We start from the raw sequence: 11,959 nt of genomic DNA on the forward strand, positions 1-11,959 counted from the left end.
TCGAGTAATCAATAATCCAATCAATAATCAATGGCAAAATTAAATTTCGGCGGGGTCGAAGAAGAAGTAGTAACCCGTGAAGAATTTCCTCTTGAAAAGGCACGTGAAGTACTTTCTAATGAAACCATAGCTGTAATTGGTTACGGCGTACAAGGCCCAGGCCAAAGCTTGAACATGCGTGACAACGGATTCAATGTGATCGTTGGACAACGCAAAGGAGGTAAGTCGTGGGACAAAGCCGTTGCTGACGGATGGGTTCCTGGCGAAACACTTTTCGAATTGGAAGAAGCATTGGCAAAAGGAACAATCATTTGTTACCTGCTTTCTGACGCCGCTCAAATTGAATTATGGCCAACTGTTAAGGCTAACCTTACTGCCGGGAAATCGTTGTATTTCTCACACGGTTTCGGTGTAACTTACAAAGATCAGACTGGAATTATCCCTCCTGCGGACGTAGACGTGTATTTGGTTGCTCCAAAAGGATCAGGAACTTCACTTCGCCGCTTGTTCGTAGAAGGAAAAGGCTTGAACTCTTCTTTTGCAATATTCCAGGATGCAACTGGCAAAGCGCGTGAGAAATGCATCGCAATGGGAATTGGCGTTGGTTCAGGATATTTGTTCGAAACTGATTTCTACCGTGAAGTTACGTCTGACCTTACAGGCGAGCGCGGAACATTGATGGGCGCTATCCAGGGGATTTTCGCAGCACAATACGAAGTGCTTCGTTCAAACGGACACTCTCCATCAGAAGCGTTCAACGAAACAGTTGAAGAATTGACGCAATCATTGATGCCATTGGTTGCTGAAAACGGCATGGACTGGATGTATGCAAACTGCTCTACAACAGCGCAACGCGGTGCATTGGATTGGTGGAAACCTTTCCGTGACGCTACTAAGCCTGTTTTTGAACAACTTTATAACTCTGTAAAAAGCGGCGAGCAAGCTAAAATCTCCATCACACGTAACTCACAATCCGATTACCGCGTGAAATTGGAAGAAGAATTGGCTGAGCTTCGCGAATCAGAAATGTGGCAATCAGGCAAAACTGTTCGCAGCCTGCGCCCAGAGAACAATTAATAAGCATTATCAATTTGAATAAATATAAAAGCTTTGCTACTGCAAGGCTTTTATATTTTAAAAGCAATGGAAACACTTCGCTCCGCTCCGACATTAGACAACATTTTCCTTGCCGCTGAAAGGCTTCGAGGCATCATTAATCACACACCGATTTTTTACAATGCACATCTTTCCGAGCAATATCAGGCTAATATTTATCTGAAAAGGGAAGATCTGCAAACCGTGCGTTCCTACAAAATTCGCGGCGCTTACAACAAAATGGCGAGCATGTCAGCCGAGGCACTTGCGGGCGGGGTCGTGTGCGCGAGCGCAGGCAATCATGCACAAGGGGTCGCATATGCATGCAGGAAAATGCAGGTTAAAGGAGCGATTTTCATGCCTACAACCACGCCAGCGCAGAAAATTAAGCAAGTAAGGTTATTTGGCAAAGAGTGGATTGAAGTGCATTTGGTCGGAGACACTTATGACGATGCTTATTATGCATCGAAAGAATATCAGACTATCACTAATGCAGTTTTTGTGCACCCATTTGACGATTTGCAAGTCATTGAAGGTCAGGGAACTGTTGGTTTGGAGATTTTCAAAGATGCAGATTTCAAGATTGATTACTTGTTAATGGCGATTGGCGGCGGAGGTTTAGCTTCCGGTATTTCAACTGTGTTTAAGCAACTTTCGCCAAAAACAAAACTGATCGGCGTCGAGCCGGAAGGTTCGCCGGCCATGTATCAGGCCATGAAAGATGGACATGTGGTAACATTGGAGCACATTGACAAATTTGTTGACGGCGCGGCGGTTCGCAGGGCTGGGGAAATTACATTTGAGATTTGCAGCAAAAGTTTGGATAAAGTGATCCTCGTTCCGGAAGGCAAAGTTTGTTCATCTATTTTGCAGCTTTATAACGAAGAAGCCATTGTTGCAGAGCCCGCAGGTGCGCTCACGGTTGCAGCTTTGGATTTGATCGCAGATGAAATAAAAGGCAAAAATGTCGTCGCATTAATCAGCGGAGGCAATAATGACATTACGAGGACCGAAGAAATCAAAGAGCGCTCGTTGCTTTACGAAGGCTTAAAACATTACTTCATTATCCGCTTCCCTCAACGCTCCGGCGCTTTTCGTGAATTCTTGAATGTACTCGGACCCAACGACGACATCGCAAGATTCGAATATGTCAAGAAGACCAACCGCGAGCAAGGCCCCGCATTAGTCGGCATCGAGCTAAAAAACCGCGAAGATTTCGCACCATTAATCGAGAGAATGGATGCGAATAGGGTTGTTTATGAGTATTTGAATGACCAGCCGGATTTGTTTCAATTTATGGTTTAACAAATGCTCCGCGTCCCTTCCGATATCAGCTCCCAGGAATTTGAATCTTTAAAGATTCAGGATATGACTTTTGTTGCCTATCGCAATGAGGTTTATCCTTCCAAATATGACGTGTTTTTTGAGGAACATGCGGTTATTGTGGTTTTGGAGGGAGAGAAGAAATTTACCAGTCCTACGCAGGAAGTGCATGTCGAGAAAGGTGACATTCTGTTTGTGCAGCGTGGTTTTTATCTAATGTCTGAGTCGATTAATGAGTCTTACAAAAGCCTGGTTTTCTTTTTTGATGAAAAGCTTTTGAAAGAATTTGTCAGTTTGCATCCTGAATTGTTTAATCCTTCCAAAGCGACTGCGGTGCTGGAAAACCCGATCCTGCTTTTAAAGTCAGACGAGAATTTTGAGAAGTTTATTCAATCCGTATTTCCCTATTTTAGATCAAGAACAGAGCTAAAAAACCATTTTCTTCGGCTTAAATTTCAAGAGTTACTGCTCCATTTATTGGAACTGGACGATTCAAAACAACTTCGTGCAATTCTGTACAGTTTATACAAAGGTGAAAAAGCGGATTTGTCATTCTTAATGAACAGTTACTATCTCAAACCATTAACATTAAATGAGTTAGCAAGACTTTCGGGACGCAGTTTGTCAGCATTCAAAAGAGATTTTCAAGACGAATTCAAAACCTCACCCGCGCTTTGGCTCAAAAACAAAAGAATAGATTACGCAGATTTTCTTTTGAGAAACAGCACTAAGAATGTTTCGGAAATCAGCACGGAGATCGGTTACGAAAGCGTTTCTCATTTTATAAAGACTTATAAGGAGAAATACGGTAGAACGCCGAAGAGGCAAGCGTGAATATGCCGCTGGTAAATCTGCTTGAATCTTTATATTTGTATAGATCAATTATCATTTTGTTCAGCATGGAAGCATTGCACGTTTATCCGAAAAAGAACCAGCAGAAGGCGGTAGAAGCATTTTTGGAAGCACTAAATGTGCCTTACGAAAAAGAGGAAATTCTACCCGACCACGTTATTCAAGGAATTCAAAAAGGTTTGGACGACGTTAAAGCCGGCCGAACAATCACGCTGGAAGAGTTTGAAAGGAGGCGAGCCGAAAGCAAATGATTCTAAAAGTTACACTTACACACACAGCGACAGAAACATACGAATCCATTTTTAATCAAATTGTCTCTAAATTTGGTTTGACTGCCGCTAAAAAATTCGAGCGAAAGGCTCTCAAAACCTTAAAAACGCTTTCGAAAACTCCTTATATCTTCAAATCCATTGAAGGAAATTCTGATGTCAGAAAAGGCTATATTAACAAGAATTGCTCTTTCTTTTATCAAGTTTCTGTGTTTGAGGTAAGCATCCTATTCTTCTGGGATAACAGGCAAGAGCCATTATTCCAGTAATCCCAATTCCCCCAATAACAATTTCCGCTCAAACTTCTTTCAAAAACCAAAATCACTATTTTTTGAACCTTTAACGTTATACTTATTACCGTTAATTTATGGTAATTTGTAATCTCATTTCTCCTTTTAAGAAAGGCGCGTTTTATTCGCTATTTCTTGAAAGTCAGTCTTGAAGAGGCGAAATTTTAATAATCATCAAATGAGTAATCAAGCAAGTACCCTTTTCGACAAAGTGTGGGACGCACACGTTGTACGCAAAATTGCAGATGGTCCGGATGTGTTCTTCATCGACCGTCATTTCATCCACGAAGTAACCAGCCCGGTTGCATTTCTGGGACTCGAAAGCAGAAACATCGGCGTAATGTATCCTGAAAGAACATTTGCCACAGCTGACCACAATACACCGACAATTAACCAACACCTTCCGGTTGAAGACCCGCTTTCTGCAAATCAGTTGAAAGCGCTGGAAACCAACTCATTAAAATACGGAATTTCACACTGGGGCCTCGGCCACGCCAGAAACGGAATCGTGCACGTGGTGGGTCCTGAAAACGGAATCACGCTTCCGGGCATGACAATCGTTTGCGGTGATTCGCATACATCTACGCACGGTGCTTTTGGTGCAATTGCCTTTGGTATAGGCACTTCTGAGGTTGAAATGGTGCTTTCTTCACAATGCATCATGCAGCCTAAGCCCAAGAAAATGCGTGTCAATGTCAATGGAACATTGGGTAAAGGGGTTACGCCGAAAGACGTGACGCTTTACATTATTTCGAAGCTGACAACTGCCGGCGCAACGGGATATTTCGTTGAATATGCAGGCGACGTTTTTAGAAATATGAGCATGGAAGGCCGGATGACGGTTTGTAACATGAGCATTGAAATGGGTGCACGCGGTGGCATGATCGCGCCGGATGAAACCACTTATGCATACATTAATGGCCGTGACCAAGCGCCAAAAGGAGAGAAGTGGGATAAAGCTCTTGCTTACTGGAAAACGCTGCAAACAGACGAAGGAGCAACATTTGACAAAGAATATAACTTCGACGCTGCGGACATCGAACCGATGATCACTTACGGAACGAATCCGGGAATGGGTCAGGGAATTTCAAGAAATATCCCTACTTCGGAACAAGTGGAAGGCGGAAAGTCGACATATGATAAGTCATTGGCTTACATGGGTTTCCATGAAAATGAATCGATGTTAGGCAAGAAAATTGACTACGTTTTCATCGGCAGCTGCACGAATGGTCGCATTGAAGATTTCCGTGCATTTGCTTCGATCGTAAAAGGTCGTAAAAAGGCTGATAATGTGACGGCTTGGGTTGTTCCGGGTTCACACATTGTGGAGGCGCAGATTAAAGAAGAGGGAATTTTGGACATTCTTACGGAGGCTGGTTTTGAGCTTCGTCAGCCTGGATGTTCAGCTTGTCTGGCAATGAATGATGACAAGATTCCAGCTGGGAAATATGCCGTCAGCACTTCAAACCGCAATTTTGAAGGTCGTCAAGGACCAGGCGCAAGAACGCTTCTGGCTAGTCCGTTGGTGGCTGCTGCTGCTGCGGTGACCGGCGTTGTTACTGACCCGAGAGAACTTCTTTAATTCTAATTCGACATTCAAATGGCTTACGATAAATTCACAGTTTTAAAAAGTACGGCAGTTCCTTTGCCGATAGAAAACGTTGACACAGACCAGATTATCCCGGCGCGTTTTCTTAAAGCGACCAAGCGTGAAGGATTTGGTGATAACCTTTTCCGCGACTGGCGCTACAACGGTGATGATACACCAAAGTCAGATTTCGTTCTGAACAATCCGATTTATAAAGGAAAAATACTGGTTGGCGGACGTAACTTCGGAAGCGGATCCAGCCGCGAGCACGCTGCTTGGGCGATCTATGATTACGGTTTCCGTTGCGTCGTTTCCAGCTTTTTTGCAGATATTTTTAAAGGTAACTCATTGAATATCGGCATTTTGCCCGTTCAGGTGAGCCCGGAGTTTTTGGATAAAATATTCCTTGCCATCGAAGCTGATCCTAATGCTGAGTTTGAAGTGAATCTGGACGAGCAGAAGATCACGATCATTGGCTCCGGAGAATCTGAATCTTTCGACATCAATGGTTATAAAAAACATAACATGATGAATGGCTTCGACGATATCGATTATCTGCAAGCCATGAAAGGTGAAATCAAGGAATTTGAAGCAGAGAGACTCTATTAATGCCCCGGCCGCACGCCCCCTATGAACAGCCGCTATATTGAAATAATGGACACGACACTCCGCGATGGTGAGCAAACCAGCGGCGTGTCGTTTTCCGCATCAGAAAAATTGACCATTGCTCAAATCCTCTTGCAGGAAGTGAAAGTGGACCGCATTGAAGTTGCTTCTGCCCGGGTTTCGGAAGGAGAGTTTCAGGCTGTTCAAAAGATCACCGAATGGGCAAAGGCCAATGGTTTTTTGGATAAAATTGAGGTCCTGACGTTCGTTGACGGTGATGCTTCCATTAACTGGATGCTGGAATCTGGCGCCAGGGTGATGAATCTTTTGACCAAAGGTTCGCTCAATCACCTGAAACACCAGTTGAAAAAATCGCCTCAGGAGCATTTCGAAGACATTCGGAAAGTGATCGAACTTGCTGAAAACCAAGGCATAGATTGCAATGTATATCTTGAAGATTGGAGCAATGGCATGCGGGATTCTCCCGAGTATGTATTCCAATCGCTTGATTTCCTGGTTACACAGCCTGTAAAGCGCATTCTTCTGCCAGATACACTCGGCATTTTAACGCCTTTTGAATCTTATAAGTTTTCTGCAAATCGATCGTTGACCGTTATCCAAGCAAACATTTCGAATTCCACGCGCACAATGACTATGACCTGAGCATTGCGAATGTCATGGAAGCATTGCGTGCAGGAGCGCATGGACTGCATTTGACGGTCAATGGCATGGGCGAAAGAACGGGCAATGCGCCGCTGGCGAGCACGATTGCCGTGATTAATGACCTGATGCCGGAGTTTAAAACCTCTGTGAATGAGCGGTCGTTGTACACGGTTAGCAAGCTGGTTGAGACGTTTTCTGGTGTCCGGATTCCATCTAATAAACCCATTGTTGGTGAAAGTGTTTTTACCCAAACGGCTGGCATTCACGCCGATGGTGATAAAAAGAATAATCTCTATTTCAGTAAGTTAATGCCTGAGCGCTTCGGCCGTCAGCGGCTTTATGCTTTGGGTAAAACTTAGGGAAGGCGAACATTGAGAACAACCTGAGAGATCTTGGCATTTCACTTTCTGACTCGGATCTTAAAAAAGTAACGCAGCGGATCATTGAGCTGGGCGATCGCAAAGAAGCGGTAACGCCCGAGGATCTGCCTTACATTATTTCTGATATTCTGGCCAGTAATGCGATTGAAGAAAAGGTCGTTATTGTCAATTATGTGCTTACACATTCCAAAAATTTGAAGCCTTCTGCCACATTGCAGATTAAGTTTGGCGAAGAGGTTTTTGAGGAAAATGCGCAGGGAGACGGTCAGTATGACGCTTTTATGAATGCATTGAAAAATATATTGCCGGAAAGGAATCAGCTTGCCCATGCTGACGGACTACGCAGTGCGCATTCCGCCCGGTGGAAAAACCGACGCCCTTTGCGAAACGATCATTACCTGGGAAATCAATGGCAAGGACGTAAAAACCCGCGGCCTAGATTCCGACCAAACCGTGTCAGCAATCATGGCCACACAGAAAATGCTAAACCTAATTGGCATCCCGTCAGCAGTAGAGCTTTCGCCGGAAATTCCTTTGGTTGCGGCTATTTGATGGTTATGCCATTGACCAAATATTTAATTACTGATTATCAATTCAAACCTTAATGAAGAAAAACATCCTAATTGTTCCGGGTGATGGAATCGGACAAGAAGTTACAGAAGTTGGAAAAAGTGTTTTGGTGAAAATCGCTGAGAAATTCGGTCATGAATTCAGCTATGACGAAGCATTAATGGGTCACGTTGCGATTGAAGCAACCGGAAACCCGCTTCCTGACGAAACGCTTGAAAAAATGCGCAACGCGGACGCGATCCTTTTTGGAGCCGTGGGCCATCCCAAATATGATAACGACCCAACCGCAAAAGTTCGCCCTGAACAAGGCTTGCTGAAAATGCGTAAAGAACTTGGTTTGTACGCGAATTTGCGTCCGATCAAATTGTTTGATGAGCTTTTGAGTGCTTCTTCCATTAAGCCTGAAATCCTGAAAGGTTCGGATATCCTTTTCTTCCGCGAGCTTACGGGCGACATTTATTTCGGGAAAAAGGCCGTAAAAACGATAATAACACAGCTTACGACATTGCCGAATACAGCAGATACGAAGTGGAACGCATTGGCCGCAAGGCATTTGAAGCAGCTCGCACACGTGGCAAAAGATTAATGTCAGTTGATAAAGCTAACGTTTTGGAAACAAGCCGTTTGTGGCGCGAAGTGATCCAGGCGCTTGCTCCTGAATATCCTGACGTTACGGTTGAACACCAGTTTGTAGATTCAGCAGCCATGTTGCTAATTAAAGATCCAAGACGCTTCGATGTTGTGGTAACGGCCAATTTGTTCGGAGACATTCTGACGGATGAAGCAAGCCAGATCGCAGGATCAATGGGCATGCTGGCATCTGCTTCGGTAGGAGACAGCACGGGCGTTTACGAGCCGATCCACGGTTCTGCGCACGACATTACGGGAAAAGGAATTGCTAACCCGTTGGCATCAGTTCTCTCTGCGGCGTTGTTGCTTGACATTTCATTTGGCTTGAAAGAAGAGTCGGACGCGATCATTGCGGCAGTTGACAAGTTGCTTAAAGACGGTTTCAGGACAAAAGACATTGCGGACGCTTCAACGCCTGCACACCTGCTTTTGAACACGCAATCGGCTGGTGCTGAGCTTTTGAAAAGAATCTGATTTTACAGAAGTTTTGCCAAATAATATTTGTTTGAAGGAAAACTTATGTTTTATTTGCAGAACAAAATGTTGTTAGCGAAATTTCGCAACCTGATATCATGAACGCACTCGAATTGAACCTTAATCTCCTTATTTTGCTAATACCGTGAACACGGGAAAGGTTATGTTTTGATTCGTTTAAAACCCTTTCTCTAATCCGGAAAGGGTTTTATATTGTTTGAAATTTATTAAATTCGTATCCATTAATATTTTAATTCCCACCAATGAGTAATCGAGTTCAGATCTTCGACACGACTTTGCGCGACGGCGAGCAAGTTCCAGGCAGCCAATTAACGACAGAAGAAAAGGTTGTTGTAGCCAAGCAGCTCGAAAAACTCGGTGTAGACATTATCGAAGCCGGCTTCCCGGTTTCAAGTCCTGGCGACTTTAATTCAGTGGTTGAAATATCCAAAGCAGTTCGTGAGCCAATCATTTGTGCGCTTTCACGTGCAGTGCCGGGCGACATTGATGCGGCTGCTAATGCATTGCAATATGCGCAACGCGGACGGATTCACACAGGCATCGGTTCTTCGGATATTCATATTCAGCACAAATTCAACACGACCCGCGAAAAGATCCTTGAAAGAGCTATTTCTGCGACTAAATATGCTAAATCCAAAGTTGAGGACGTAGAGTTTTACTGTGAAGATGCCGGTCGTGCTGATCTCGTTTTCCTTGCGCAATTGGTTGAAGCGGTGATTGGCGCAGGAGCAACAGTAGTGAACATTCCGGATACGACGGGATATTGCCTTCCGGATGAGTATGGTTCCAAAATCAAATACGTTTTCGAGAATGTTTCAAACATTCATAAAGCAGTTATTTCCATTCACTGCCATAATGATCTTGGACTTGCGACTGCAAATTCGATTGCCGGAATAAGCCAGGGAGCGCGACAGGTTGAGGTTACGATCAATGGAATTGGTGAAAGAGCTGGAAACACGTCTTTGGAAGAAGTTGTAATGGCTTTGACGGTCCACAAAGAACTTGGTTTGGAAACGGGGGTTAGTACGCAGTTCATTTATCCGACCAGTCAGTTGGTTTCGAAAATGATGCGCATGCCGGTTCAGGCGAATAAGGCAATTGTGGGAAGGAATGCGTTTGCACATTCCTCCGGAGATTCACGCAGGATGGTTTCTTAAAACACCAGTTGACTTACGAAATAATGAACCCGCAGGATGTGGGCGTGGACAAGTCGGACATTGTTTTGACAGCCCGTAGCGGTAGACATGCTTTGAAGCACCGCCTCGAATTACTTGGATTTAGCTTCGACAAGCCAGCATTGGACGAATTGTCTGCAAGATTCCTTGAAGTAGCCGATTTGAAGAAGGAAGTGAACGACGCGGATCTGGTAGATTTGGCCGCAGAACGGCGATCCCAGTGGAATAATTAGAAAATCATTAAAAAAGCATAACCCATTGAATCTGAATTTGATGTTTTAAAGAATTATTTGTAACATTACATATTCGAATAACATCCATCAGATTGCAAAAAGCCCTCGGTGATTCTGACTAAGGGCTTTTTTCTCGTTATAGGATAATCGGTTCGATTTGCCGTGGATAAACACGCGATCATTGAAAACCAGCTTCAACGCCTTCGACAAAACACCCTTTTCCGTATCCCTTCCCGATGTAGCCATATCCGATGCAGTTTGCCTGTGATCGACAGATTTCTCGTCCTGTGCAATGATCGGTCCTTCGGTCTAAATCGTTGTTTACAAAATGAGCCGTGGCCCCAATAATTTTGAGCACCGCGCTCGTAAGCCTGTCGGTAAGGATTCGCGCCGATGAACGCAGGAAGGAAGGAATGGTGAATGTTAATGATCTTGTCCGGGAATTGATTCACAAAATTTGGCGTGATCACCCGCATATATTTGGCCAGAACCAGATATTCCGGCCGGTAAATGTCCAGGGTTCTTAAAATCGCTGCCCTCATGCTCTTCCCGCGAGCGGTTTTCGTGCGAAATGAAGTGAAATGGAATGCCAATTTTACCAACCAGCGGCTGTAATGTGTTATCGTTGCTGATCACGGCCAGTAATGGTCGCATCCAGTTCATCAAAAGCATATCTTATCAGCAATTCGCCTAGACAATGGTGCTCCTTGGTGACCATAAGCGCAATGTCTTTCTTCTTTTTTGGGGTTAATGCGCAGGTTAAGGCCTGCGGGCAGATCCGTCTTCAAAACTTCCATCAGTTTGTCAATATCCGTTTCACCCTCAAACTCCGTCCGCATAAAGAAATATTTGGAGGGGCTTACATATTCGTCATTGCGTATAATGTTCTGATTATCGAGCAAAAAGTATGCGGGTAACCTGATAAATCAAGCCCTTGTGATCAGGGCCGTCCATCAATAGGATATGTCTTTGAATCATTCGTTTTAAACTAAATGGACTTAAAATTAATATTTAACCCGTTATCTTTTCCAAAGGTCGCGGTAACTAATCGCCCTCCACGCCTGTTTCAATGATTGACAAAGATATTTACCAAAAATGGCAGAAGAACTAATAGTCCCCACAAGCACAGACAGAGCGACCGTTTACAAAGCCCTGTTTCCACAAATTGAAGCATTAGTAACAACCGAAAGCGACCTCATCGCCAATCTGGCCAATGTTGCCGCGGCGTTGAAGGGCAAGCATTCGGCTTCTTTTGGGTTGGATTTTATATCGTAAAAGAAGGCCAATTAGTGCTCGGGCCATTTCAGGGCCCGATCGCCTGCACGCGGATTACATTCGACAAGGGTGTTTGCGGAGCCAGTTACTCCCAGAAAAAGATATTAATCGTGCCCGACGTTGAAGAATTTCCAGGACATATTGCCTGGATTCGCTTCTAAGTCAGAAATCGTTTTACCCGTTTTTCACCGCAATGGAACAGTTGCGATGGTGCTGGATGTCGATAGTGATGAATTGAATGATTTCAGTGAAGTCGATGCCGAAGAACTGGGCAAGATCATCAGACTTATTGAGCGAAAACTATAATTGATTTAAAGCAAAAAAGCCCTGCTACGGTCTTGTAACAGGGCTTTTTGTATGGTCTTTGGCCTAGTTCAAAGAAAACATCGGCAATCTCAGTGAAGCGGCGCACGAAAAACGCGAAAGCGTTTCACGATAAATGCGAAAAACTAGAGAACGGACAATGAGAGGCTCGGTTAAACACCGGTTTGCCACAACCGAACGAAGTACAGGCA

Annotated in this window: 6 protein-coding genes and 5 pseudogenes; 10 read left to right on the top strand and 1 reads right to left on the bottom strand. The window is 44.3% G+C overall.

From position 1 onward, the window contains the following. Window positions 1-30: 30 nt before the first annotated feature. The 9 genes and pseudogenes from ilvC to AC0IYG_RS29770 all read left to right on the top strand — a co-directional run bounded on the left by ilvC (window position 31) and on the right by AC0IYG_RS29770 (window position 10,169). Window positions 31-1,077: a ketol-acid reductoisomerase gene (ilvC, locus tag AC0IYG_RS29730; protein ID WP_082216817.1), complete on the top strand. Its 1,047-nt coding sequence runs from the start codon at window positions 31-33 to the stop codon at window positions 1,075-1,077. 66 nt (window positions 1,078-1,143) lie between these two features. Beyond that, entirely contained in the window at window positions 1,144-2,400 is a 1,257-nt protein-coding gene (gene ilvA / locus AC0IYG_RS29735) for a threonine ammonia-lyase (RefSeq protein ID WP_471714670.1), read from the top strand. A gap of 3 nt (window positions 2,401-2,403) precedes the next feature. After that, entirely contained in the window at window positions 2,404-3,252 is an 849-nt protein-coding gene (locus AC0IYG_RS29740; RefSeq protein ID WP_471714671.1) for an AraC family transcriptional regulator, read from the top strand. Window positions 3,253-3,287: 35 nt separating this feature from the next. Then, entirely contained in the window at window positions 3,288-3,521 is a 234-nt protein-coding gene (locus AC0IYG_RS29745) for a hypothetical protein (RefSeq protein ID WP_471714672.1), read from the top strand. A gap of 486 nt (window positions 3,522-4,007) precedes the next feature. Then, window positions 4,008-5,411, top strand: coding sequence for a 3-isopropylmalate dehydratase large subunit (gene leuC, locus AC0IYG_RS29750; protein ID WP_471714673.1), 1,404 nt, complete (start codon window positions 4,008-4,010; stop codon window positions 5,409-5,411). Between the two features lie 18 nt (window positions 5,412-5,429). Beyond that, window positions 5,430-6,026: a 3-isopropylmalate dehydratase small subunit gene (leuD, locus tag AC0IYG_RS29755; RefSeq protein WP_471714674.1), complete on the top strand. Its 597-nt coding sequence runs from the start codon at window positions 5,430-5,432 to the stop codon at window positions 6,024-6,026. A 21-nt stretch (window positions 6,027-6,047) separates the two neighbouring features. After that, window positions 6,048-7,618, top strand: a pseudogene (locus tag AC0IYG_RS29760) (alpha-isopropylmalate synthase regulatory domain-containing protein). A 52-nt stretch (window positions 7,619-7,670) separates the two neighbouring features. Then, window positions 7,671-8,740, top strand: a pseudogene (gene leuB, locus AC0IYG_RS29765) (3-isopropylmalate dehydrogenase). 263 nt (window positions 8,741-9,003) lie between these two features. Beyond that, window positions 9,004-10,169, top strand: a pseudogene (locus AC0IYG_RS29770) (2-isopropylmalate synthase). Window positions 10,170-10,256: 87 nt separating this feature from the next. On the opposite strand, the pseudogene purU reads toward AC0IYG_RS29770, so the two are convergent. Beyond that, window positions 10,257-11,123: pseudogene (gene purU / locus AC0IYG_RS29775) on the bottom strand (formyltetrahydrofolate deformylase). Window positions 11,124-11,264: 141 nt separating this feature from the next. On the opposite strand from purU, the pseudogene AC0IYG_RS29780 reads away from it, so the two are divergent. Next, window positions 11,265-11,750 (top strand): annotated as a pseudogene (locus tag AC0IYG_RS29780) (GAF domain-containing protein). Window positions 11,751-11,959: the final 209 nt, after the last annotated feature.

The organism is Dyadobacter sp. AC419 (assembly GCF_979253085.1).

Coding starts and splice junctions, on each gene's coding strand:
- ilvC (WP_082216817.1), top strand. CDS start 31: ATGGCAAAATTAAATTTCGGCGGGGTCGAAGAAGAAGTAGTAACCCGT.
- ilvA (WP_471714670.1), top strand. CDS start 1,144: ATGGAAACACTTCGCTCCGCTCCGACATTAGACAACATTTTCCTTGCC.
- AC0IYG_RS29740 (WP_471714671.1), top strand. CDS start 2,404: ATGCTCCGCGTCCCTTCCGATATCAGCTCCCAGGAATTTGAATCTTTA.
- leuC (WP_471714673.1), top strand. CDS start 4,008: ATGAGTAATCAAGCAAGTACCCTTTTCGACAAAGTGTGGGACGCACAC.
- leuD (WP_471714674.1), top strand. CDS start 5,430: ATGGCTTACGATAAATTCACAGTTTTAAAAAGTACGGCAGTTCCTTTG.